20 protein-coding genes and 1 riboswitch are annotated in these 23,301 nt (G+C 60.9%); of the genes, 9 read left to right on the top strand and 11 right to left on the bottom strand.

Going from position 1 to position 23,301, the window contains the following annotated elements:
* Positions 1–83: 83 nt before the first annotated feature.
* The 3 genes from mepA to PSJ8397_RS07085 form a co-directional block, all read right to left on the bottom strand.
* Positions 84–1,010 carry a penicillin-insensitive murein endopeptidase gene (gene mepA / locus PSJ8397_RS07095; protein WP_085863887.1) on the bottom strand — a complete coding sequence of 309 codons (927 nt, stop codon included), beginning with the start codon at positions 1,008–1,010 and terminating at the stop codon, positions 84–86.
* On the bottom strand, positions 989–2,377 hold the full coding sequence (locus PSJ8397_RS07090) for an MFS transporter (protein WP_085863886.1): 1,389 nt from the start codon (positions 2,375–2,377) through the stop codon (positions 989–991). The genes mepA and PSJ8397_RS07090 overlap by 22 nt, the downstream gene beginning before the upstream one ends.
* 93 nt (positions 2,378–2,470) lie before the next feature.
* On the bottom strand, positions 2,471–2,947 hold the full coding sequence (locus PSJ8397_RS07085; RefSeq protein ID WP_235000612.1) for an acyl-CoA thioesterase: 477 nt from the start codon (positions 2,945–2,947) through the stop codon (positions 2,471–2,473).
* A gap of 172 nt (positions 2,948–3,119) precedes the next feature.
* On the opposite strand from PSJ8397_RS07085, the gene PSJ8397_RS07080 reads away from it, so the two are divergent.
* From PSJ8397_RS07080 to yaaA, 3 genes are all read left to right on the top strand, one after another.
* Positions 3,120–3,410 carry a YggT family protein gene (locus PSJ8397_RS07080; protein WP_085863884.1) on the top strand — a complete coding sequence of 97 codons (291 nt, stop codon included), beginning with the start codon at positions 3,120–3,122 and terminating at the stop codon, positions 3,408–3,410.
* Positions 3,411–3,487: 77 nt separating this feature from the next.
* Positions 3,488–5,521, top strand: a complete 2,034-nt coding sequence (gene recQ / locus PSJ8397_RS07075) for a DNA helicase RecQ (protein WP_085863883.1) — start codon at positions 3,488–3,490, stop codon at positions 5,519–5,521.
* Between the two features lie 240 nt (positions 5,522–5,761).
* Positions 5,762–6,541 (top strand): peroxide stress protein YaaA, encoded by a 780-nt coding sequence (gene yaaA, locus PSJ8397_RS07070; protein WP_085863882.1) that lies wholly within the window; start codon positions 5,762–5,764, stop codon positions 6,539–6,541.
* Positions 6,542–6,564: 23 nt separating this feature from the next.
* Here the strand turns inward: yaaA and PSJ8397_RS07065 are convergent, their stop codons facing one another.
* Entirely contained in the window at positions 6,565–7,740 is a 1,176-nt protein-coding gene (locus PSJ8397_RS07065) for an acetyl-CoA C-acyltransferase family protein (protein ID WP_085863881.1), read from the bottom strand.
* A gap of 156 nt (positions 7,741–7,896) precedes the next feature.
* Between PSJ8397_RS07065 and PSJ8397_RS07060 the strand changes: the two genes are divergently transcribed.
* The 4 genes from PSJ8397_RS07060 to selD are packed head-to-tail and all read left to right on the top strand — an operon-like array spanning position 7,897 to position 14,136.
* Positions 7,897–8,553: an ABC transporter ATP-binding protein gene (locus PSJ8397_RS07060; RefSeq protein WP_085863880.1), complete on the top strand. Its 657-nt coding sequence runs from the start codon at positions 7,897–7,899 to the stop codon at positions 8,551–8,553.
* Complete coding sequence (locus PSJ8397_RS07055) at positions 8,550–10,934, top strand: ABC transporter permease (RefSeq protein ID WP_085863879.1); 2,385 nt, start codon at positions 8,550–8,552, stop codon at positions 10,932–10,934. The genes PSJ8397_RS07060 and PSJ8397_RS07055 overlap by 4 nt, the downstream gene beginning before the upstream one ends.
* Complete coding sequence (locus PSJ8397_RS07050) at positions 10,924–11,961, top strand: lipocalin-like domain-containing protein (protein WP_085863878.1); 1,038 nt, start codon at positions 10,924–10,926, stop codon at positions 11,959–11,961. The genes PSJ8397_RS07055 and PSJ8397_RS07050 overlap by 11 nt, the downstream gene beginning before the upstream one ends.
* A gap of 48 nt (positions 11,962–12,009) precedes the next feature.
* Positions 12,010–14,136 (top strand): selenide, water dikinase SelD, encoded by a 2,127-nt coding sequence (gene selD / locus PSJ8397_RS07045; protein WP_085863877.1) that lies wholly within the window; start codon positions 12,010–12,012, stop codon positions 14,134–14,136.
* On the opposite strand, the gene mnmH is transcribed toward selD, so the two are convergent.
* The gene (gene mnmH / locus PSJ8397_RS07040; RefSeq protein ID WP_085863876.1) at positions 14,123–15,172 is read right to left on the bottom strand and encodes a tRNA 2-selenouridine(34) synthase MnmH; all 1,050 of its coding nucleotides are present in this window, start codon (positions 15,170–15,172) and stop codon (positions 14,123–14,125) included. The two genes, selD and mnmH, sit on opposite strands and share 14 nt — an antisense overlap.
* A 90-nt stretch (positions 15,173–15,262) precedes the next feature.
* Here mnmH and PSJ8397_RS07035 point away from each other — a divergent pair, with 90 nt between their 5' ends.
* Positions 15,263–15,730, top strand: coding sequence for a GNAT family N-acetyltransferase (locus PSJ8397_RS07035; RefSeq protein WP_159453106.1), 468 nt, complete (start codon positions 15,263–15,265; stop codon positions 15,728–15,730).
* On the opposite strand, the gene PSJ8397_RS07030 is transcribed toward PSJ8397_RS07035, so the two are convergent.
* The 4 genes from PSJ8397_RS07030 to PSJ8397_RS07015 form a co-directional block, all read right to left on the bottom strand.
* A complete protein-coding gene (locus PSJ8397_RS07030) occupies positions 15,713–16,471 on the bottom strand; it encodes a metallophosphoesterase (protein ID WP_085863874.1) in 759 nt (252 codons plus the stop codon). The two genes, PSJ8397_RS07035 and PSJ8397_RS07030, sit on opposite strands and share 18 nt — an antisense overlap.
* 36 nt (positions 16,472–16,507) lie before the next feature.
* Positions 16,508–17,428 (bottom strand): hypothetical protein, encoded by a 921-nt coding sequence (locus tag PSJ8397_RS07025; RefSeq protein ID WP_085863873.1) that lies wholly within the window; start codon positions 17,426–17,428, stop codon positions 16,508–16,510.
* 95 nt (positions 17,429–17,523) lie between these two features.
* Positions 17,524–19,119, bottom strand: a complete 1,596-nt coding sequence (gene serA / locus PSJ8397_RS07020) for a phosphoglycerate dehydrogenase (protein WP_085863872.1) — start codon at positions 19,117–19,119, stop codon at positions 17,524–17,526.
* Positions 19,120–19,190: 71 nt separating this feature from the next.
* Positions 19,191–20,330 carry a phosphoserine transaminase gene (locus PSJ8397_RS07015; protein WP_085863871.1) on the bottom strand — a complete coding sequence of 380 codons (1,140 nt, stop codon included), beginning with the start codon at positions 20,328–20,330 and terminating at the stop codon, positions 19,191–19,193.
* Positions 20,331–20,593: 263 nt separating this feature from the next.
* On the opposite strand from PSJ8397_RS07015, the gene serB reads away from it, so the two are divergent.
* The gene (gene serB / locus PSJ8397_RS07010) at positions 20,594–21,463 is read left to right on the top strand and encodes a phosphoserine phosphatase SerB (RefSeq protein WP_085864283.1); all 870 of its coding nucleotides are present in this window, start codon (positions 20,594–20,596) and stop codon (positions 21,461–21,463) included.
* On the opposite strand, the gene PSJ8397_RS07005 is transcribed toward serB, so the two are convergent.
* Complete coding sequence (locus tag PSJ8397_RS07005; RefSeq protein ID WP_085863870.1) at positions 21,460–21,912, bottom strand: 6,7-dimethyl-8-ribityllumazine synthase; 453 nt, start codon at positions 21,910–21,912, stop codon at positions 21,460–21,462. The two genes, serB and PSJ8397_RS07005, sit on opposite strands and share 4 nt — an antisense overlap.
* A 96-nt stretch (positions 21,913–22,008) precedes the next feature.
* Positions 22,009–22,147, bottom strand: a riboswitch (FMN riboswitch).
* Between the two features lie 17 nt (positions 22,148–22,164).
* Entirely contained in the window at positions 22,165–23,163 is a 999-nt protein-coding gene (locus tag PSJ8397_RS07000; protein ID WP_085863869.1) for an asparaginase, read from the bottom strand.
* Positions 23,164–23,301 lie beyond the last annotated feature (138 nt).

Raw genomic sequence — 23,301 nt, 5'->3', positions numbered from 1 at the left:
TTTTGACAAGGTAGTCGGACACTTGGCCCTTCACCATGAAGGACGCCGCCTCCTATCGGGGCGGCGCCATGCTTGTCAAACGGTTACTGGCTTGCCGCGACGTCCAGACATTGGGCGGGCAGCTGTGCCATCGTCGTGGGGCCGCGACGCGGCGCGGGCGGCGCATTCGGATCGGTTGGCGGTGGTGGGGGCGGGTTCAAAATATCGCGCACCCAGCGGTCAGCATCCGCGCAGCCGTCACCGGCGGGAATAGGCGCCTGATCTTCGCAATTGCGATCCCCTCTGGGGCAATTCAACCGCACATGGAAATGGTAGTGATGCCCGTGCCACGGGCGGATTTTGTTTAGCCAATCGCGGTTTCCGGTTTCCCAGGCGCACATCGCGACCTTGGCCGCCGGAAAAACGAAAATCCGTGCGGTGCGGGGGTCGGACGCGGCCGCCCGCATCAATTGCATATGCTCTTCGGTCCAATTCGCATTTGTCGCGGCCCCGCGTTGGGCGCGCATGGAAATGGACGACAGGTTTTCACGTTCCTGTTCCGTCAGGTTCAACCGATCGGGTGGCAACATCCAGATATCCGCATCCAGTCCCGACTGATGGGACCGGTGACCGGTCAGCATTGGCCCGCCACGTGGCTGGCTCATGTCGCCGACGTAAATCCCCTCCCACCCGGGCAGGGTCGCAGCAAACCGGCTAAGGTCTTGAACGTAATCGATGGTGACCGGCTGTGCCCAATTCCGGTTACGGCTCAGCCGCATCGCTTGCCAAGTCGGGCCGGTTTCGGCCAACTGGACTGCGCCCGCCTGACAGCCGCGGGCATATCCGCCAATGGCCTCGGACCGTTGGTTGGACGCCGTCGGAAGGAACCCAAACACATCTTTGGCCACCCGCGTGTCGCCCGCATTGGCAGTGGCCTGCGCTGTGGGACGTGCATCGCGGTCGGCCCCAGAATTACAGGCGGCCAACAGGATCGCTGCGGCAAGTGCGGTTAGCTTTCGTGTGCGGCCCATTCGTCTGCGTCTCCCTCTGGTTTGACCCACCATAACAAGACCAGACCAATTAGGAACAGAAAGATGACCGGCAAAAAGCCAAGCTGCGTGTTGCCTGTCATCCATGTGAAAAACGTGATCCCTGCAGGGGCCAAAAATGCAGTCGCCTTGCCCGACAGTGCGAACAGGCCAAACGCCTCGGCGGGGCGGTCAGGATGGGTGTGACGCACCATCATGGATCGGCTGGCCGAATACACGGCCCCACCCGCGCCACCGATCACGGCCCCGCAGATGTAGAAAATCGTGTCCGGCAGGGTCGACCCGATAGGCAGTGCGATCCAATAGACCTGTTCGCGTGACATAAACACAATCGTCAGGCTCACGATGATCAGACACCACACGGCCACGCGGATCACCGGCTTTGGCCCGAACCGTCTGTCGGCCAACCCTGCGGCCCAGGTCGTCACTGCCGCTGCAATGGCGGCCACCACGCCGAAGACGCCAATCTGTGTCACGGACCAATCCAGAACCAGCGCCGCATAGACACCGCCAAACGCATACAGGGCATTCAGCGCGTCGCGGTAGAACATCGACCCGACGAGGAAATTCAAAAGGCTTTTGCGCTGGGCCACGGATTTCAACGTGCCCCACAGATCACCTGCCACGGCGCCAAGGCTGGTTGTCTTGCCGCCGGCCTTGGGATCATCACGCACAAAAAGGAAAAACGGGATCATGAACACCGCATACCAGATGGCGATAAACGGCCCGACAAATCGCGTGCCCTCTTTCTCAGCCGCATCAAGCCCGAACATCGGATCAAGGTTCACGAAAATGGTCTTGCCGTTGTCCTGTTCCACAAACAACAGCAGCATGATCGCCAACGCCACGACCCCACCCCAATATCCAAACGCCGCACCGGACCCTGAGATCCGCCCGACCTCTTCTTTGGTGCCAAGGCTGGGCAGGATCGCGTTCACAAAATTCAGCGAGGATTCCGCCGCGATGAAGCCCACGTAAAACAACACCAGCACAAGGATCAGCGCGGTCCCACTTGGTTCCAGCATCCACAGCGACGTGGTGGCGATGACATAAATGATGGAAAACAAGACGATCCACGGCACTTTCCGCCCTGAATTGTCCGCAAACGCGCCAAGGAAGGGGGCGGTGAAGGCGATGAACAGCCCCGCAATGGTCTGGCCTGCGGACCAAAGGCTTTGCGCCTGCGCCTTGGCCGCCCCTTCTTCCAGTCCGGTGCCCATGAAGTGCTCCGCTGCGACAACAGCGAAATAGGGGCCAAACACAAAGGTCAGACCCAGCGTATAGAAAGGTTGTGACGCCCAATCAAAGGACATCCAGCCCCAAATTCGTTTTTTGGATACCGTAGCCATGATCCCTGCTCCCCTGTTTGGCGCAGTAAGCAGGCAAATATAGAACGTTGCAATGATTTAGAGACGTCGGATGTGAATAGCGATCAGGTGTTGCTAAAGCTTAGGGGGCCACGTTCGCGTGGCCTCTGCGTCAATCCAGTTCTGCACCCAGTCTGCGGGCACTGGGCGCGGGGCTGTAATGCCCAAGGCCTCCATCACCTCAGCGGTGGGAACGGCGCGCCCGTTCTTCACCACCGCTGTTCGGAACAAGACATGGCTGGCGCATTCACCCGACCGCTTGAACATCCCCTGTTCGATATAAACAAACCGCTCATCCCAGGTCGCAATCTTGGTGCGCGTCTCATAGCGTTCAAAGGGCGTGATCCGCTTGCGATACCGGATGGATGTGCCCGCCACCGCAAAGGCCCATTTGCGTTTTTTCAAAAGCGCCCAAAGCCCCATTCGTACCGACGCCTGGAACCGGCCAAATTCATACAGCGTCAGAATGCGACCGTTGTTCATCTCACCAAAGATGTCACAATCGCTTAGCCGTGCCCAATGCTGGGACACATGCATGTCAAGCGGGTCCATCGGCGGCAATCGCCGCGACGCAATCAAAGTCCAACCAAGGCGCAAGAAAGGGTACATGCGGCCACATGTGCGACGCTTGACGTCCACGTCAACCCGTAACGCAACGGAAAGTCATTGCCCTTTAACCTCTCCATGCTTACCTGCACTGGAAAGCGACCAAAGGACCCGTGCCATGCAATCTATCTTTGACATCCTCCTCATGCTCATCGGCGTGGCGCGCCTGTTTATCTTTATCCACTTCATCATGTCGTGGCTTATCCAGTTTGAGGTTCTCAATCTCCGCCAACAATTCGTCTATCAGGTCTGGTCTGGCCTCTCGCGCTTGCTGGAGCCGATCTATGCCCCGATCCGTCGCATCCTGCCGCAAATGGGCGGGATTGACCTGAGCCCGTTGGTTGCCCTTTTGGGACTTGAGGCGCTGCGCATCATTTTGATCAACAACGCCGGTGCTTTTGGTTACTGACACCTTGCCCTGACCCTACGCCTGTGATTCTTTGTGCCTTAATCAAGCAGTAACAAAAACACAGGCATGGTCCCCGCATGAGTGCTGCCACGCTCCTTCGCGACGTCTTCGGCTTTGACGGCTTCCGTCCAGGCCAACAAGACATTGTGTCTGCTGTCATCGATGGAAAAAACACCCTGGCGATCATGCCGACGGGCGGCGGCAAGTCCCTTTGCTTCCAGCTGCCTGCCTTGGTGCGCGACGGGGTCACCATCGTCATCTCGCCGCTGATTGCCCTTATGCGCGATCAGGTCCGATTTTTGCGCGAGAACGGCGTCGATGCCCACGCGCTGACCTCCGGCAATACGGAGGACGAGACCGAGGCCGCCCACGCGGCCCTGCGCGCGGGCACGTGCAAACTCCTGTACCTCGCGCCTGAACGTCTGGCGTCCAATGGTGCGCAACATATGCTGCGCCAGATTGGTGTCGGCCTCATCGCTGTGGACGAAGCGCACTGCGTGTCCCAATGGGGCCACGACTTCCGCCCTGATTACTTGCGCATCGGCGATCTGCGACAGACGCTTGATGTCCCGCTGGCTGCTTTTACCGCGACCGCGGACGAAGAAACGCAGGCCGAAATCGTCGAAAAGCTGTTCGCAGGCACCGCGCCCGAAACCTTCCTACACGGCTTTGATCGGCCGAACATCCATTTGGCTTTCGCCGCCAAAGACGGCCCCCGCGCCCAGATCCTCAGTTTCGCCAGCGCCCGCAAAGGCCAATCCGGTATCGTCTACTGCGGCACCCGCGCCAAAACCGAAACCTTGGCCCGCGCGCTTGCGGAAAATGGCCATACCACCTGCCACTATCACGGCGGCATGGACCCAGAGGACCGGCGCGGGGTCGAACGGCGCTTTCAACAGGAAGACGGCCTTGTCGTCTGCGCCACAGTCGCCTTTGGCATGGGCATCGATAAACCGGACATCCGTTGGGTCGCCCACGCGGATTTGCCGAAATCCATCGAAAGCTATTATCAGGAAATCGGTCGCGCGGGCCGTGACGGCGCGCCTGCGGAAACCCTCACCCTCTTTGGCCCTGACGATATCCGCTACCGTCGCCAACAAATTGACGAGGGTTTGGCCCCACCCGAACGCCGCGCCGCGGACCATGGTCGCCTCAACGCGCTTTTGGGTCTGGCAGAGGCGCTGACCTGCCGCCGTCAAAACCTGCTCCGGTATTTTGGTGAGGCGCCCGACACCTGCGGCCACTGCGATCTTTGCGACAAACCAGCAGACGTCTTCGACGGCACCACGCCCGTGCGCATGGCGCTCTCGGCCGCCTTGCGCACCGACGAACGGTTCGGGTCCGGCCATCTGATTGACATCCTTCTGGGCAACCAGACCGATAAAATAGCACAGTGGAGCCATGACCAACTGCCGACCTTTGGCGTAGGTCGCGACTATTCGCGCGTCCAGTGGCAGGCGATTTTCCGGCAAATGATGGGCCATGATCTCATGCGTCCTGATGCCGAACGTCACGGCGCTCTGCGCATGACAGACCGCGCCCGCCCGATCCTGCGGGACGAAGCCACAATCCAACTGCGCCGCGATACCATCAAGGCCGCCCGCTCAGGGCCGCGCGTCAAACAAATGGTCGCCGAAGAAGACGCGCCGCTCCTGTCTGCGCTCAAGGCCAAACGCCGCTTCTTTGCTGAACAAGCAGGCGGCCCCGCCTACATCATCTTCAACGACCGGACCTTGATCGAGATGGCCGAAAAACGGCCCCGCACCTTGGACGACATGGCCCGTGTGGGCGGCGTCGGTGCCAAAAAGCTCGACAAATATGGCGCGGCCTTTCTCGAAGTCATCAACGGTGAGGCCGAGGCCCTTCACCCCGCCCGCCAAAAACTCGCCGGTCGTGCCGAAGGCTCCATCTACGACCGCTTGCTTGAGGTACAGGCCGATCTCACCCGGGGCCCTCACGGCACAGACAAACCGCTGTCTTGCACTGCCTCACAACTGGCCAAGGTCGCCAGCACCAAACCGCAAGATGAGGCGGCTTTGGAACGTCTCATCGGTGCCAAATACGCCGAACGGTTTGGCCCCGCTTTCCTCGAAGTTCTCGCCAGCGCCTAGGCCCGGACACGCGGGACAATCAGGCGGCCACACTTCATCAAGGTTAACGCCTCCTCCAAACCGCAGCGCAACGCCCCCCTTCATCTGACCCAAAAAACTCTCCCCGAAGGGTCGACCAGCCACGAAAAACGCGGCCAACTATCTCAGTCGCCACCCCCCGGCCAAACTGTTTACTTTCGCAAACGAAAGCCCATATCTGAAGTTCAGAAATCAACTCCGAAACGCACCACAGGACCGCCCATGCTGACCGTCATCTCGCCTGCAAAATCGCTCGATTGGGATCCTGTGGATGTCACCCCGACCCAACCTGATTTTCAGGACGACGCCGTGCGTTTGGCCAAAACCTCACGCAACCTGACGCTGGGCGCACTGAAAGACCTCATGTCGATCTCTGATGATCTTGCCCGTCTCAACCGTGACCGGTTCAAAGCGTTCGAGGCCGCGCCAGATGCCGACAAAACCAAAGCGGCCGCATTTGCGTTCAACGGCGATACATATCAGGGGCTTGAGGCGAAAACCCTCTCCGACGATGACTTGGCGTATGCGCAAAACCACTTGCGTATTCTGTCTGGCCTTTACGGCCTTCTGCGTCCTCTCGACGCGATCCAACCGTACCGGCTTGAAATGGGCAGCAAGCTTAAGACACGGCGTGGAAAATCGCTTTATGATTATTGGGGCGACACGTTGGCCAAAGCCCTCAATGATCTGGGAGAAGCACAAAACACAGACACCCTCGTCAATTGCGCCAGTCAGGAATATTTTGGCGCAGCTGACCGCAAGGCCCTGAAACTCCGCGTTATCACCCCCGTGTTTATGGAGGTGAAAGACAACAAGCCGCGCATCGTCTCGTTCTTTGCCAAACGTGCCCGTGGCGCCATGGCCCGCCACATCGTTGAAAACCGCGTCACGGATATGGACGACCTCAAGGCGTTCAACATCGGCGGCTACCAGTACGATGCGGATCTGTCGGACAGCGATGAAAAACTGACATTCGTGCGGGACTATCCATCACCGAAATGACGCCGCGACTTGAATAGGTTGCGTCAGATCCTCTCAATCGCCAAGGCGATGCCTTGCCCGCCACCAATGCACATGGTGATCAGGGCACGCGTGCCACCGCTGCGTTCAAGCTCATACATCGCCTTCACAGTGATGATCGCCCCCGTGGCGCCCACCGGATGGCCCAGCGCAATCGCGCCGCCATTGGGGTTCACGCGGGCGGGGTCCAACCCCAACTCTCTCGTGACGGCCAAGGCCTGCGATGCAAAGGCTTCGTTGCTTTCAATCACGTCGAAATCGCCCACAGTCAGCCCGGTTTTGTCACACAGGATCCGCACGGCGGGCACGGGACCAATGCCCATGACCTCTGGCCGCACGCCTGCATGGGCATAGCCCAACACGCGGAACTTTGGCGTCAGGCCCGCGGCCTCTGCAGCCTCAGCCCGCGCCAATACCAAAGCCGCCGCCCCGTCGTTGATCCCCGATGCGTTGCCCGCGGTCACCGTGCCGTCTTTCTGGAACATCGTCCGCAGGCCAGACAAAGCCTGCGCCGTGGTGGTCTTCGGGTGCTCGTCTCGGGCAAAGGCGACCATGTCTCGCCGAATTTTCACCTCAACCGGCACGATCTGATCCTTAAAATACCCGGCTTCAATCGCCGCCGCTGCCCGCTCTTGAGAGGTGAGGGCAAACGCATCCTGATCCGCCCGCATGATACCATGTTCAGCAGCGACGTTTTCCGCCGTGACCCCCATGTGCCCTGTCCCAAAAGGGCAATTCAGCGCGCCCAGCATCATGTCGCGCCCGCCCACATCCCCCATCTTCGCCCCCCAGCGGGCGTCGGGCAGTATGAAGGGCGACCGGCTCATGTTTTCGGCCCCACCGGCAAGGCCAAAATCGGCATCCCCAAGGCTCAGCGATTGGATGACCGACACAATCGCCTGCACGCCAGACCCGCACAGGCGGTTCACGTTCATCGCAGGCACGGTCTCCGGAACGCCAGCCTCCATCGCGGCCACACGGCTCAGGTACATATCGCGCGGCTCGGTGTTGATGACGTGCCCGAATGTGACCGTGCCGATTTGTCCGCCCTCAACATGGGCGCGGTCCAGCGCGGCCCGACTGACCGTTGTGGCCAGATCAGTCGGGGCAACGCCCGCCAGTGATCCCCCAAACGTACCAATGGCGGTTCGGGCACCGGATAGGATGACAATATCGGACATGGACGCTGTTCCTTTCGCATGATCTGCGCTGACCCTATGATACGGACGAACGTCCGCCCAAGTCTGACGTCACGGCGAAACACGGTGTCGCATCCTCTTTTCAATCTCGCAGCACCGCTATCTACTGACCTAGCCTATTTCGATCGGACCAAACCCATGCTTCTTTCTGTCAGTGATCTGACCAAAACCTACCCCGGGCCCGACGGGCAAATCACCGTGCTGGACGGCGTGTCCATGACCATGGACGCTGGTGAAACACTCGCGTTAACGGGTGAATCCGGCAGTGGGAAAAGCACATTGTTGCATCTGGTAGGCGGGCTGGACCAACCCGACAGCGGGCGGGTCGACATTGAGGGTGTCGATATCGGTGCCCTCGATGATGGGGGGCGCGCTGCCATCCGTCGCGATCAGGTTGGGGTGATTTTTCAACAGTTCAACCTGATCCCGTCCTTGACGGTGGCGTCCAACATCGCCTTTCAGGCCCGATTGGCGGGGCGCGAAGATGCCGCGTGGTCGGCGGACCTGTCCGACCGCATGGGCCTGACCGCCCAGTTGACCAAATATCCCGAACAATTGTCGGGGGGGCAGCAACAACGCGTTGCCATCGCCCGCACTTTGGCCGCTCGTCCGAAACTGGTGCTTGCGGATGAGCCTACCGGAAATCTGGATGAGGCCACGGCTGACACCGTCATGACCCTGATGTTGGATCTGGTGACCGAGACACAGGCCGCTTTGTTGATGGTAACGCATTCCGAACGCCTTGCTGCGCGCATGGCACGACGATTGCATTTGCGGGCGGGGCGCGTGGCGTGACGCGCGCGGGTCTTGCAGCACTTTTGTCCCACTGGCGGCGCAATCCGTTGCAGCTGTTTACGCTGGTGGTCGGCCTGTCTCTGGCCACGGCGCTTTGGTCCGGCGTGCAGGCCGTGAACGCCGAGGCGCGCGCCTCCTATGACGCCGCCGCCGAAACCCTAGGCGAGGGGCAGTTCGCGCAAATCACCTCCCCGACCGGCAGCATCGACCAGTCCACCTATATCGCCCTGCGTCGTGCGGGCTGGCAGGTTAGCCCCGTGGCAGAGGGCCGGTTGGAGGGCATTCGTCTGATCGGGCTTGATCCACTGACAGCGCCAGGCGGGCTCGGCCCCGTCGACCTTAGCGACGGGGAGTTGACGGTGAATGTTCTGCTCTCCGGCGTCCTGTTTGCCACACAGGCCACTCTGGATCGCCTGCCGCCGTTGGATGTCGCCACACAAGCCTCGACCGAGGTCGCGCCGGATGTGATCCTGACAGACGTGGGCACCGCGCAACGGCTTTTGGGTCTGGAGGGTCAGCTCAGCCGCCTCATCGTCGCGCCGGTGCAGCCCAAGACGCAGCCCCCCTTGGCGGACATCGCGCCCGATCTGACATCGCGCCCGCCGCAGGCAGGTTCAGACGTCGCACGGCTCACTGACAGTTTTCACCTGAACCTGACGGCCTTTGGCCTTCTGTCCTTTGCGGTGGGTATTTTCATCGTCCACGGGGCCATTGGGCTGGCGTTCGAACAACGCCGCCCCGTCATCCGAACCCTGCGCGCGCTGGGCTTTCCGCTGCGCCGTCTGGTGGCCCTGATCGCGGTAGAGCTGTTGGCGCTGTCCATCATCGCAGGTGCCATCGGTGTGGGGCTGGGCTATCTGGTGGCCGCCGCACTTTTGCCGGATGTCGCCGCGACGTTGTCCGGCCTCTATGGCGCATCCGTTTCAGGCACGCTTCAATTGCGTCCCGAATGGTGGTTGTCGGGGCTGGCGATTGCGGTTGGCGGCACGGGGCTTGCGGCTTCGGCCTCACTGTACCGGTTGTCAAAAATGCCCTTACTGGCCTCCGCCCGCCCAAGGGCTTGGGCGATGCAGGCGGGACAAGGCCGCCTTTGGCAAGGGGTGGCGGCGCTTGCGCTGCTGGTCCTTGCCGCAGCACTGGCGTGGGGTGCCGATGGTCTTGTCGCGGGCTTTGGGATGTTGGCCGCGCTGCTGATCGGTGCTGCGCTGGCACTTCCGCTGATCCTTGACCGTGTCTTGGCCTTTGGCGCGTCCCGTGCGCGCAGCGTCATGGGCGAATGGTTCTGGGCCGACACCCGCCAACAACTGCCAGGATTGTCACTCGCCCTGATGGCGCTTCTCTTAGCGATGGCGGCCAATGTGGGCGTCAGCACCATGGTCAGCTCGTTTCGGTTGACGTTCACCGGGTTCCTCGATCAACGGCTTGCGTCTGAATTTTATGTCTACGCCGACGACGCCGAACAGGCCACGGCCCTGCGTGCCTATCTTGAACCGCGTGTGGATCGCATTCTGCCGATCCAAAACGCGACCCAAGATATCCGCGGCGTTCCGTCCGAAATCTTCGGCCCCACCCCGGACGCCACGTACCACGACAACTGGCAGTTCCTGCAATCCGCCCCTGACGCATGGGCAAGGATTGAGGCAGGGGAGGGCACGGCCATCAACGAACAACTCGCCCGTCGCGCCGATATCGCCATCGGCGATGCCGTCATCATCGCAGGCCAGCCCTTCGACGTGCTGGGCATCTACGGCGATTACGGCAACCCAATCGGGCAGGCGCTGATCACCGAGGCCACGTTTGAGGCTCTCTATCCCGATATCACGCCCCTGCGCTTCGGCGTCCGCATGGACCCTCAGGGTGTCACCCCCCTGTCCATCGCCCTGCGCGACGATTTCGGCTTGGCGGAGGCGAATATGATCAATCAGGCAGGGATCAAGGCGTTCTCCCTCGACGTGTTCGACCGTACGTTTACCGTCACTGGCGCGCTGAATGTCCTGACCCTCGCCGTGGCGGGGTTTGCCATCCTGATGAGCCTTTTGACCTTGGCCACCATGCGCCTGCCCCAACTGGCGCCCGTTTGGGCGCAGGGTCTGACCCGCGCGCGTCTGGGCCGGATTGAGGTGATCCGCGCTGTTCTCCTCGCCCTTCTGACCGCCGCCTTGGCCCTGCCGTTAGGCCTCGCCCTTGCGTGGACGTTGCTGGCCGTTGTGAATGTTGAGGCATTCGGCTGGCGCTTGCCTATGTTCCTCTTCCCGCTGGATTATCTGCGGCTTGCGGTCTTCGCGGTGGTTGCCGCGGTGCTGGCCGCCCTCTGGCCTGCGCGACGATTGGCCCGCACGCGGCCTGCGGATCTGCTCAAGGTGTTTTCCAATGAACGTTAAATCTGTTCTTCTCGCTGTTCTGATCCCCTTTGCCGCCTACGCCCAAGGCTTCGCGGGCCTCGGCACCGCAACGCAAGATTTCGCCACACCCCAGCGGCCCGCTGAATTCGATTTCCCTGCAGACCATGGCCCACATCCCGATTACCGCATCGAATGGTGGTATCTGACGGCCAATCTGAAGGATGAGGATGGCACCGACTATGGGCTACAATGGACGCTTTTTCGCACGGCCCTCGCGGCGGGTGAGGTCGACGGCTGGACGTCCCCGCAGCTGTGGATGGGCCACGCCGCCGTCACCACCCCCGACGCCCATTACGTGACCGAACGGCTGGCCCGTGGGGGCATCGGCCAAGCCGGCGTGCAGGCTGATCCGTTTGAGGCGTGGATCGATGATTGGCAACTGGCGGGCCCCGATTTTGACAACTTGCGTATGACAGCCACTGCGCCTGACTTCGCCTACGACATGCAACTGACCGCGCAGGGCCCGTTGGTCTTTCACGGTGATGCTGGCTATTCCGTCAAATCGGCCCAAGGACAGGCCAGCTACTATTATTCCCAACCCTTTTACGGCATCGAAGGCATGTTGAGCCTGCCGGGGGGCGACATCCCCGTCACCGGCCAAGCCTGGCTTGATCGCGAATGGTCCTCGCAACCACTGTCCGAGGATCAGACCGGATGGGATTGGTTTTCGCTGTCACTGGGGGAGGGGAAACTGATGGGGTTCCGTCTGCGCCAAACGGGCGGCAGCCATTACACCGCCGCCACATGGATTGCCCCTGATGGAACCACCACGCCCTATCCCGACGGTGCCTTTCAGGCGGACCCGCTGACGGTGACAGACGTGGGCGGGCGCGATGTCCCCACGGGGTGGGCCGTGCGTCTGCCTGACCGCGGGGTCGAGGTCGAGGTGCAGGCGATCAACCCCCAATCCTGGATGTCCACATCAATCCCCTATTGGGAAGGTCCGGTGACGATCTCCGGCAGCCACCAAGGGCGCGGTTATCTGGAAATGACCGGCTACGACTGACGCATTGGTGACTGGCACCGCGTCGCACCGCCGCCTATGAACGAGCTTATGAAACAAACGATCCCTTTCACCCGCGATCTTGTCCTCATTGGCGGCGGCCACACCCACGCGCTTGTGCTGCGCAAATGGGGTATGAATCCGCTGCCCGGTGTGCGTCTGACCGTCATCAATCCCGGCCCCACAGCGCCCTATTCCGGGATGTTGCCCGGTTTTGTCGCGGGCCATTACACGCGGGATGAACTGGATATTGATCTGGTCAAACTCGCCCGTTTCGCAGGCGCGCGCCTGATCTCTGGCAAAGCGGTGGCGATGGATCCGCAGGCCAAAACCATCACCGTGCCCGGACGTCCGCCCGTGGCCTATGACGTGGCCGCCATTGATGTGGGCATCACATCGGAAATGCCAAAACTGGCGGGTTTTGCGACTCACGGTATCCCAGCCAAACCGCTGGGCACCTTTGCCACCAAATGGGATCAGTTTCGTGCCACCGCGTCGGCGCCAAAAATCGCTGTCATCGGCGGGGGCGTGGCGGGGGCTGAACTGGCGATGGCAATGGCCCATGCCCTTCGGGACCGTGCGCCAAAGGTCTCCTTGATCGACCGGGGCCGCGTCCTTGATGGGTTCAATGGGCCTGCGCGGTCCCGCCTGTTGGCCGCACTGGATGGCCTTGGCGTGACGTCTGTTGAAAACGCCGATGTGGTTGAGGTTCTGGCCGATGGTCTGCGTTTGGCCGACGGGCGCATCATCACATCGGGTTTCACCACGGGTGCCGCCGGTGCCCGTCCCCACGACTGGGTCGCGCAGATCGGTCTTGAGACACATGACGGGTTTCTGACCGTGGGGCCAAGCCTTCAGACATCGGACTTGGACGTTTTTGCCGTCGGTGATTGCGCGCACCTTCGCCATGATCCGCGCCCCAAAGCGGGCGTCTTTGCCGTCCGCGAGGCCCCGTTCCTTTACGACAATCTGCGGGCGCGTCTGGCTGGCGGTCCAATGCGTCCGTTTCGTCCTCAGAAAGACTATCTCAAACTGATTTCATTGGGCGGTAAGGTCGCGCTGGCAGAAAAGCTGGGGACCGCGCGCAAGGGCGCGCTGTTGTGGAAATGGAAAGACCACATCGACCGTACGTTCATGAACCAATTTGAGGGCCTGCCGCAAATGGAGGTTGATTTGCCCCTTCGGACGGCCTTTGGCGTGGCCGACGCCGTTGGCTCCGTTCCACCCTGTGGCGGGTGCGGGGCCAAGGTGGGGCGCGATGTGTTGTCTGGCGTTTTGGGCGATCTGCCCGCGACGGACCGCACCGACATTAGGGCCTTGCCCGGCGATGACGCAGCGGTGCTCACGGTGGGCGGGCAACGCCAGGTCCTCACGACAGATCACCTCAGCGCCGTGACGGACGACCCCGTTGTCATGACACGCATCGCCGTGACCCATGCGTTGGGCGATATTTGGGCCATGGGGGCCAAGCCGCAGGCGGCGACCCTGTCCCTGATCGTGCCACGTATGACGCCTGATCTGCAGGCGCGCACACTGGCCGAGATCACGCAAACGGCCGCCACCTGCCTGCAAGATGCAGGCGCCGCGCTGGTCGGCGGGCACACCACAATGGGAGAGACGTTGACCATTGGCCTGAGTGTCACTGGCCTATTGGACCACGACCCGATCACGCTTGCAGGGGCGAAGGCGGGCGATGTTCTGGTGCTGACGAAACCCATTGGTGCCGGCACCCTTATGGCCGCTGAGATGCGGGGGCTGGCGCGGGGCGATGACGTTCTTGCGGCCCTCAACCACATGATGGCGCCCCAAGGCGACATCGCGGCAATGCTGACGCAGGCCAACGCGATGACCGATGTGACCGGGTTTGGCCTTGCCGGTCATTTGGCAGGGATATGTGCCGCGTCCGGCGTCGGCGCGCGCGTTAACTTGGACGCCGTGCCGCTGATGGACGGAGCCCTTGCGTTGGCAGAGGCTGGCGTGCGGTCCACGCTTTACCCCGCCAACGCGGATATCCCGAACATCACCGCACCGGATTCAGCCACAGCAGCCCTGATGTATGATCCGCAAACCGGCGGCGGCCTTCTTGCTGCGGTTCCGCAAGGGGTCGCAGCAGACTTGGCCGAAGATGTTTACGTCATTGGTCAGATCACCGAAGGCGCGGGCGTCACCTTCGTTTGATCCAATCAGCGATATCAGCGGCCAAACGGTCGCGTCCCGCTGGGTCCAGTGTTGCTGCCTCGAACGTCGCTAAGACCTGCGGCGCGTGCCGTGCGCGGGCGGTGCGGTAGGCGGGATCGTAGTGATCTTCCATCAGGGCGCAGGCCAACGCGGACATCTCTCCCCGCGCCAATAAATCGAGCCACACGTCGACTGTTTTCCCACGATGCCGCCGCAACGCCTCCAGCTTTCCTGCAAAGACGTCTTTGGCCTCTGTCAGGTCTGCGTAAGCCTGCGTCAGAAAGTCGGCCCGCGCCTTTAACGGTGCGTCTACGGCGATGCGCGGCGCGGCCTTCATGGCGGCCCAAAGGGTCGGCGGAATGATACAATCGCCCACTTTGCTGCTTTCCGCCTCGACGATGATCGGACGGGTCGGATCCGCGCGTGTCAGGGCCACGGCGATGGCGGTCTCAAACGCCTTTTGCGCCGGTTGCGCCTCTGCGTACCCGCCCAAAAGCGACCCGCGATGATGCGCGAGGCCTTCCAAGTCGAGTGTTTGAACCCCACGCGCGGTCAAGCGGTGCAGAACATCTGTTTTGGCAGTGCCTGTGTTGCCATCCAGCAGGATCACTGGCGGCGCGACCGCGTCCTCATAGGCAACCTGATGGACGAGCCCACGAAAGGTTTGATACCCGCCCGTCACCATGTCGGCCCGCCATCCAATCTGTTGCAGAATGGATGCGAACGACCCGGACCGTTGACCCCCGCGCCAGCAATACACCAAAGGACGCCATCCCCCGTCCTTGTCAGCCAAAGGCCCCTGCAAATGGGCCGCGACATTGCGTGCAACCAATGCCGCGCCGATCTTGCGGGCCTTGAATGGATCGTCTTGGACATAAATCGTCCCAACCTCGGCCCGTTCGGCGTTTGATAGGGCGGGCAGGTTGATCGCCCCCGGCACGTGATCTTCAGCAAATTCCGCGGGGGACCGCACATCAATCACCGTGTCATATCCGTGGTTTAGCAGTGCAGCCAATGTGGTGAATGTTGTGCCCATAGGGCGTCCCTATCCCATCCATTGCGGGGCGACCAGACGCTTGCTCTCTGACAGGATGGGGCGCATGGTCTGTCCATGCCTATTCGTCCCGTGACTTATTCTGAAGATGCACAGGCCGTCCGTGCCGTCTTTGATGTCGCCGCGGACTACATCACCTTGGAAACGGGGCATCCGGCAGACGATGCCTACGTGGCGGATTTCTTCGCGGATCGCCCGCCAACGGTCACAGAAGGTGCGTGTTTCCATCTCGGGGCGGAACAGGACGGCACACTGGTCGGCGTGGCGGCCTACCTGTTCGGTTATCCGTCCGCCCTTGATTGCTACATCGGCATGATGGTGTTTGATCCGGCGGTGCGGGGGCAAGGATTGGGGCGGACACTGGTGTCCCATATCGTCGCCAAGGCCACGCAACGGGGCGCGCGACGTATGCTGATTGCGGTGCTGGATGAAAACCGCAAAGGCCGCGCCTTTTGGGAAAGCAACGGTTTCACCTATGAACAAACCTTCGCGCCAACGTCAGACCGTCATACGCGCCACAGGTTAATCCGCCAGTTGTGACGGCGTCAGCGGCGTGCGCCCTGTCTCATCCAGCGTGTACCATTGGCCGTCGTCCAACACCGTCGGCACCAGCGTCCGGCCATAGCCTGCGCCGCTGTCGATGTTGATGCGGTTGCCCCTGTGTTCCGGAAAATCCAACGCAGTGTGTCCATGAACGACCATAACGCCGTGGTCGTCCGTATTGTCGATCCACCCTTCGCGGATCCAGACAAGGTCTTCCTCGGTCTGATCGGGCAGCGCGACATGAGGGCGGATGCCCGCGTGCACGAACAGATGACCGTGACGTTCGGCGTAGCGCGGCCCGTTCGCAATCCAATCCAGATGTGCCTGAGGTACGGCCTCCCGCAGCAGCGGCTGCAACCATGCGCGGTCTGCGTCTGTGACCGGGTCAATTCCCTCTAACAGGTCCAAATCCGGCAGGTAGGACATCGTCGTGGTATTGCCGCCAAGACGGTGATGCAGCCAGCCCTTGCCGGATTTGATCATGCGGTCCTGCCAGATGCCTTGGGTCACAAACCGCCAGAACATCAGATCGTGATTGCCGATCAAACACGTCCAGGGCCGCCCCGCCGCTTGGCCTGCCATCAGTGTTTCGATCACCCCTTTGGCATTGGGCCCACGGTCTACGTAGTCGCCCATAAAGACGATAGGGGCATCTTTCCCACCGTCCGCCGCGATCAAATCGAACGCGCGATCCAGTTGGTCGGTAAATCCGTGAATGTCGCCAATGGCATAAAGCATAGGAAGGCTATAAGCGGCTGGCGTGGGATTGAAAAGCTAGTCGCGATGCTGTCGCGCAATCCAGTCGTCATAAAACGCCTGATGCGCGGCTGGCGTATCCGCCCGCCCGGATCGATACATCCATTGTCTGACAGAAATCAAATCCAACACCTGATCCAGCAAAGGCGCGTCTCGTTCAGGATAGCCATAGGCGTTCAAAAAGGCCGCGCGCCCTTCGGCAAATCGGGCCAGCGACGGATCGGACGTGAACCCCACGCGTTGGGTGCAAAACAAAAAGAACGCCAAATCCTGTTCCCGAGGGGCCGTTTCATGCAGCGGGCGATCGATGCCCAGAAGCCCCCGTTGGCTGAGGATAAGGTTCTCCGGTTTGAAATCTCCGAACGTTTGCGCCACGGTGACAGCCCTGCCCAAGACGTCCTGTTCCCGCGTGTGCAGTTTCTCAAACACAGGGCGCAGTTTGGTTTGCTGCGCGGGCGGAATGGGCATTTCGGCCGTTTGGGTAAAGCGCGCCTGCCGCACACCTCCCCGCCCATGAAAGGTCGCCAGCCATGCGCCAGCCTGCTGCATCATTCGGGTCTGTTGAGGCGTCCCGATTTGCGACTGAAGGTCGGCGTTCCCCGCGTCCTCCATCAGCAAAACGCCCGTGTCCGCATCGCATAGAATTGGCTGGACCAGCTGATCGGTGAACTGTGCCGTCTCAACAAGAACCTGGAACGACGCCTCGACCGCAGCCCGTTCGGAATAGACCTTGGCAATCATGGGCTCGCCGTTCGGTGCAATGCAACGAAACAGATCGCGCGGCCCGCGCGCATGGCCGCGCGATGTCAGATGACGGATGTGCCAGCTGCTGTTTGAACCGTGGGGGTGTAGCCGTTGGATGGTGTTTATCAAGACGCGGCGCGCACGGCGCTGCCTGCGCGCGATGAAAAGCCGTTTTTTGATGTCGTGCAGCACCATGCCCTAGGCTTAGTGCAGCTTGACAGGGCGGGGAAGGGGGGAAGGCTGCCCCATGCTGTCCACGCCCTGTCAGGATACTTTGGAACCAACGGCGATCAGGCGACGTCAAACGTAAGGGGTTTGACCTGGGTAAACAGCCCTGTGGCCTCAAGCGCTGCCAAAGCCGCTGCCGGTACAGGTTCGTCAACGTAAAGCAATGCGATGGCTTCGCCTTTGACCGCGGCCCGGCCCAAGGTGAAGTTCGCGATGTTGACCTTGTTCTCACCCATCGTGTGACCCAGCGCCCCGATGATGCCGGGCACGTCTTCGTTGGTCGTGTAGACCATGTGCGCCCCGATCTCGGCGTCGATGTTGATGCCTTTGATCTGGATGAACCGGGGTTTGCCGTCCGAAAACACCGTCCCCGCAACCGAACGTTCCCGTTTCGCGGTCACAACAGTAACCTTCACGTAGCCGTCAAAGGCGCCGGATTTGTCCTGCTTGGTGGTGCTGATCTGGATGCCACGTTCTTTGGCGATCACGGGGGCAGAGACCATGTTGGTGTCAGGGTTCACCTTTTTCATGATGCCCGCAATGGTGGCCGCAGTCAGCGCCTCAAGGTTCATGTCGCTGACGGTCCCGTCGTACAGAATGTTGATCGCCTTGATCGGCTCATCCGTCATCTGGCCTGTGAAGTTGCCCAAGTGGCCAGCCAGATTGATCCACGGCCCCATGACCTTGGCCTCTTCTGCCGTGACAGATGGCATGTTCAGCGCATTGGTCACAGCGCCCGTCATCAGGTAGTCCGACATTTGTTCAGCGACCTGAAGGGCCACGTTTTCCTGCGCTTCGGTCGTGGCCGCACCCAAGTGGGGGGTTACGACGACGTTGGGCAGGTTGAACAGCGGGCTGTCGGTGGCGGGCTCGGTTTTGAACACGTCAAAGGCCGCACCGGCGACATGGCCGGATTTCAGGGCCTCTGCCAGCGCGTCTTCGTCCACCAGACCGCCACGGGCGCAGTTGACGATGCGCACGCCGGGTTTCAGCTTGGCGATGTTCTCGGCGCTCAGGATGTTGGCAGTTTGATCGGTGAAGGGCACGTGGAGTGTGATGAAATCCGCCTTCGCGAACAGCTCTTCCAGCTCAACTTTCTGAACGCCCATTTTCTCGGCTTTTTCTTCGCCCAGGAAGGGGTCGTAAGCCATGACTTTCATCTTCAACCCGCGTGCGCGGTCACACACAATACCGCCGATGTTGCCAGCGCCAATGACGCCCAGGGTTTTGCCCGTCAGCTCGACCCCCATGAATTTCGACTTCTCCCATTTCCCGGCATGGGTCGAAGCGCTGGCCTCAGGGATTTGACGGGCCACGGCGAACATCATCGCAATGGCGTGTTCGGCGGTGGTGATCATGTTGCCAAAGGGAGTGTTCATGACGATCACACCCTTTTTCGACGCAGCCTCTTTGTCGACATTGTCCGTGCCGATACCGGCGCGGCCGATGACCTTTAGGTTTTCGGCGTTTTCCAGCAACTTCGCGGTGACCTTAGTGGCCGACCGAATGGCAAGGCCGTCGTATTGGCCGATCACCTCGGCCAGTTTGTCTTTGTCCTTGCCAAGGTCAGGCATGAAATCCACGTCGATGCCGCGGTCACGGAAGATCTGAACAGCAGTTTCAGACAGCTTGTCGGAGACGAGTACTTTGGGGGCCATGTGTTTGGTCCTTATGAGAGCGGGCGCAAAATCTCTGAAGAGATTTTGGACCCAAATTTTGGAAAATTTGATTAGGTGGCAATCTCTGACTGGAACGCCCAGTCGAGCCACGGCAGCATTGCTTCGATGTCAGAGGTCTCAACCGTCGCACCGCACCAGATCCGCAGACCGGCGGGTGCATCGCGGTAGGCCCCAATATCGAGAGCGATGCCTTCAGCCTCAAGCCGTTTGGCCACCGCTTTGGCAAAAGCTGCGCCGTCTTCGATGCGCGGATCGGTGAATTTCAAGCAGACTGAGGTGTTCGACCACGTCGCCTTGTTCACCGCAAGATTGTCGATCCAATCACGGGTGGCGCAGAAATTCCAGATCGCCTGCGCATTGGCATTTGCCCGCATTTGCAGCGCGTCCAGCCCGCCGATGGATTTTGCCCAGTTGAGGGCAAAAAGGTAGTCTTCGACACACAACATCGACGGCGTGTTGATCGTGGCGCCAGTGAAAATGCCGTCGATCAATTTACCGGCCTTTGTCAGACGGAAGATTTTTGGCATTGGCCACGCCGGCGTGTAGCTTTCCAGCCGTTCAACCGCGCGCGGGCTGAGGATCAGCATGCCATGTGCGGCCTCACCGCCCATGACTTTTTGCCAAGAGAAGGTCGTCACATCCAGTTTGTCCCATGGCAGGTCCTGCGCGAAGGCCGCCGATGTGGCGTCGCAAATCGTCAGTCCTGCACGGTCTGCCGGAATGACGTCACCATTGGGCACCCGCACGCCCGATGTCGTGCCGTTCCAGGTGAAAACAACATCTTGGTCGTAATCCAGCGTCGCCATGTCGACAATCTCGCCGTACTCGGCGGTGCGCGTTGTTGCCTCGATCTTGAGTTGCTTGACACAATCTGTGACCCAGCCCGCGCCAAAGCTTTCCCAAGCGACCATTTGCACGGGCCGTTCGCCCAGCAGGGACCACATCGCCATCTCAACGGCGCCCGTGTCAGACGCCGGCACGATGCCGATTTTGTAATCCGCAGGGATGCCTAGCACGTCGCGCGTGCCTTCGATCGCTGCTTTTAATTTCTCTTTGCCCACGGCGGCGCGATGGGACCTGCCCAAAGGGGCGTCCTTTAATGCGTCAAGCGACCATGTGGGGGGTTTGGCACAGGGGCCAGAGGAAAAACGCGGATTTGCCGGCCGCGTTGCCGGTTTTTGAATAGCCATTGCTGTTATCCTTACAGATATGCGCCCTTCGTTGGGGAAGGGTGTCCCACCGCTGGACATAGGCGGGTGCGGCGCAGGGCACAACAGCCAAACGACACGTTTGCGACGTCTAAGTGCGATCTTGCGGCACGTTTGGGAGTCTATCGGAAACCTTTGGCCCGGGTTGAGGGCGGTGCATTTAGGTATTTTTGACCCAAAGAAGCCCGGGCCCTTGTGCTTTGCCTGCAGCCTTGGTTTTTGGCGGCAACCAAATGGGGGATCAGATGTTTGTTGCGACTTTGATTGCGAAGCAAGGCGATTTGACGCCTGCCTTGGTGGAGGCGTTGCGCAATGCCTGGGGCGGCGAAATTGTGCAGTGGTTGGCGGCGGATGAAGCTGCCGAGTTTGCCCTGCCAGCGGTGCCGGGCAATGCGCATACCGTCTGGGGCGACCTGCAAGGACAGGCAGTCGACCTTATTGTGCAGCCGTTTGAGGGGCGGCGCAAAAAGATGCTGCTGGCAGATATGGACAGCACGATGATCCAGCAGGAGTGCATTGATGAGTTGGCCGCCGAGGCCGGTGTGGGAGACCGAGTGGCCGATATCACAGCGCGGGCAATGAACGGTGAGTTGGATTTCGAAGCTGCAATTGATGAACGGGTGGGCCTGCTGGCGGGTCTGGATGAGGGCATCATCGACCACGTTCTTGAGACACGGATTGACGACATGCCTGGCGGACGCGCCTTGGTGCAAACGATGAAGGCCAACGGCGGATATGCCGCGTTGGTGTCTGGCGGATTTACCGCCTTCACCTCAGCCGTGGCGGCCCGATTGGGGTTCGATGAAAACCGCGCCAATACGCTTGGGGTTGAGGGCGGCGTTTTGTCGGGGCGCGTTGTGCGCCCGATCCTTGGGCAGCAAGCCAAGCTAGAGGCGTTGAACGACATCACGGCTCGGCTCGGCCTCGCGCACACAGATGTTTTGGCCGTGGGCGATGGGATGAATGATCTGCTGATGTTGCAAAACGCGGGCACCGGTGTGGCGCTCCATGGTAAGCCTGCCTTGCAGGAAAAGTGTGATGTGCGGGTCAATCACGGGGATCTGACCGCCCTTCTTTACCTGCAAGGCTACGCCAAATCGGAGTTTGTAACTTAAGCGGCCAGCGCCGCACGGGTCTTGCCGATCATAAGGGCCGCACGCGCGGCCTCGCGCCCTTTTTCGACGAAGTGATCGGCGTAGATCGCGCGGTGGTGGTCGGTTTCCTGAAACTGGTGCGGCGTCAAAGAGACGGACAACACGGGCACACCTGTATCCATCCCCGCGCGCATCAGGCCATCGACCACGGCCTGCGCCACGAAATCATGGCGATAAATGCCACCATCCACAACCAGTGCCGCACAGGCGACAGCAGCAAAGCGTCCGGTCGCGGCCAGATCACGCGCCAGCAGAGGCATTTCAAACGCGCCGGGCACATCGAAGACGTCAATCTGCGCCTCGGGGATCACCTCTGCGAAGCCGTCGTAGGCGCGGTTCACGATATCTGCGTGCCAGTTCGCCTTTACAAAGGCAAAACGCGGGGCCGTTTCGGTTTGGGCAAGTGTCATGTGGGTCTCCTTTCCCGTTGGTCGCCAGAACGCTGGCGGGTGACACATCACCTCGGGGCAAGACACGACGAACGCGGGGGGGGGACCCACCCGCATCGCTGCTCTCTCTCATCCGGACTATGACCGTCGGCCCCGGACTTTCACCGGATCTGCTGACACCCGTACATTACATCGTACGGGCCGCTCGCGGGCTGTAACCGCCGGTGGGGAATTGCACCCCGCCCTGAGAACAGCACCGACATGGCGGATTTTTCAGACTGAGGCAAGGGCCGCCGCAGGCCGCATATCGCCTGTGACCAACCCCGCAAAATTCTTAAGGTCGGGGTTGCGATACCGGCTGACCAGCGGGTCGTCTTTGTCCAGCACGCCGAGGCGGCACAGGATCGCGGCCATGGCACATTCGGAGGCGCGTGTGCCGCCGTCCATGATCTTCAGCGCGACGCCCAAGCCCTTGCCGGGGATGATGGCGATGAAATACCCCTCGGCCCCCGTTTTGACGGACACCGCGCCTTTGCCAGCTTGCATCAGATGGGTGCAGGCACGATCCACATTGGCGACCAAAGCAGGATGCGCCATCGTGGCCTCCCGCAGGCGGACCATGGCCGCCCCGCGCGTGGTGCTGTCGTCTGCCACGGCAAACCGCGCCATGGCGTGGGCCACGCCGCGCATCGACATGGCGTGATTGGGGGCCGAACAGCCGTCAATGCCCCAGCCGGGGCTTGTGTTCTCACAGACCTCTTCGAAGGTCGTTTTGATCACCTGCTGCAAGGGGTGATCCGCCTCTACATACTCTGGTCCCCAGCCGTTGGCGGCCACCATTGTCAGAAAGCCCGCGTGTTTGCCCGAACAATTGTTGTGATAGCGGCACGGGCTGTCGTCGGTTTTCACAAGCCCGTTGCGCGCCGGAAGATCAGACGGCCATTGCGGGCCGCAGCGAAATGCGTCGTCATTCAGCCCCAGATCGTCCAGCCAGCGCTGCACCGGATCCGTGTGAATGGCCGCCCCCGAATGGGATGCACACGACAACGCCAAATGCGCCTGTGTCAGCCCCATCCGGTCGGCGACGCCACTTTCGACCATCGGCAGGGCCTGAATGATCTTGGCTGATGAACGCGGATAGGTCACGTGATCGGGGTTGCCCCAACTTTCCACAACCTCTCCCGCGCCGTTCATCACCACAGCATGGCCCTGATGCACGCTTTCCAGCCGCCCACCGCGCCAAAGCTCAACCAAATCAACTGCACCTGTCATGTCGGTCCTTTCTGATGCGCGGAACCCCGCGCAGTGCCCTTTGCGCAAAAGGCTTTCCCATTTGGGCAAAATCTTGCTAGTGCTATGGGTATCGAGTTGAAACCGCTCATTCTAGCCGAAAAGGTGCCCAACAGAGGT

Origin of the sequence: Pseudooctadecabacter jejudonensis (assembly GCF_900172275.1) — a bacterium.
Lineage (GTDB): Bacteria > Pseudomonadota > Alphaproteobacteria > Rhodobacterales > Rhodobacteraceae > Octadecabacter > Octadecabacter jejudonensis.
The sequence above is the reverse complement of the archived record's forward strand: the minus strand, read 5'-3'. Positions and strand labels throughout refer to the sequence as shown.

Excerpts from the sequence above, each read along its gene's own strand:
- mepA (WP_085863887.1), bottom strand. The coding sequence starts at position 1,010 with ATGGGCCGCACACGAAAGCTAACCGCACTTGCCGCAGCGATCCTGTTG.
- PSJ8397_RS07090 (WP_085863886.1), bottom strand. The coding sequence starts at position 2,377 with ATGGCTACGGTATCCAAAAAACGAATTTGGGGCTGGATGTCCTTTGAT.
- PSJ8397_RS07085 (WP_235000612.1), bottom strand. The coding sequence starts at position 2,947 with ATGGACCCGCTTGACATGCATGTGTCCCAGCATTGGGCACGGCTAAGC.
- PSJ8397_RS07080 (WP_085863884.1), top strand. The coding sequence starts at position 3,120 with ATGCAATCTATCTTTGACATCCTCCTCATGCTCATCGGCGTGGCGCGC.
- recQ (WP_085863883.1), top strand. The coding sequence starts at position 3,488 with ATGAGTGCTGCCACGCTCCTTCGCGACGTCTTCGGCTTTGACGGCTTC.
- yaaA (WP_085863882.1), top strand. The coding sequence starts at position 5,762 with ATGCTGACCGTCATCTCGCCTGCAAAATCGCTCGATTGGGATCCTGTG.
- PSJ8397_RS07065 (WP_085863881.1), bottom strand. The coding sequence starts at position 7,740 with ATGTCCGATATTGTCATCCTATCCGGTGCCCGAACCGCCATTGGTACG.
- PSJ8397_RS07060 (WP_085863880.1), top strand. The coding sequence starts at position 7,897 with ATGCTTCTTTCTGTCAGTGATCTGACCAAAACCTACCCCGGGCCCGAC.
- PSJ8397_RS07050 (WP_085863878.1), top strand. The coding sequence starts at position 10,924 with ATGAACGTTAAATCTGTTCTTCTCGCTGTTCTGATCCCCTTTGCCGCC.
- selD (WP_085863877.1), top strand. The coding sequence starts at position 12,010 with ATGAAACAAACGATCCCTTTCACCCGCGATCTTGTCCTCATTGGCGGC.
- mnmH (WP_085863876.1), bottom strand. The coding sequence starts at position 15,172 with ATGGGCACAACATTCACCACATTGGCTGCACTGCTAAACCACGGATAT.
- PSJ8397_RS07030 (WP_085863874.1), bottom strand. The coding sequence starts at position 16,471 with ATGCTTTATGCCATTGGCGACATTCACGGATTTACCGACCAACTGGAT.
- PSJ8397_RS07025 (WP_085863873.1), bottom strand. The coding sequence starts at position 17,428 with ATGGTGCTGCACGACATCAAAAAACGGCTTTTCATCGCGCGCAGGCAG.
- serA (WP_085863872.1), bottom strand. The coding sequence starts at position 19,119 with ATGGCCCCCAAAGTACTCGTCTCCGACAAGCTGTCTGAAACTGCTGTT.
- PSJ8397_RS07015 (WP_085863871.1), bottom strand. The coding sequence starts at position 20,330 with ATGGCTATTCAAAAACCGGCAACGCGGCCGGCAAATCCGCGTTTTTCC.
- serB (WP_085864283.1), top strand. The coding sequence starts at position 20,594 with ATGTTTGTTGCGACTTTGATTGCGAAGCAAGGCGATTTGACGCCTGCC.
- PSJ8397_RS07005 (WP_085863870.1), bottom strand. The coding sequence starts at position 21,912 with ATGACACTTGCCCAAACCGAAACGGCCCCGCGTTTTGCCTTTGTAAAG.
- PSJ8397_RS07000 (WP_085863869.1), bottom strand. The coding sequence starts at position 23,163 with ATGACAGGTGCAGTTGATTTGGTTGAGCTTTGGCGCGGTGGGCGGCTG.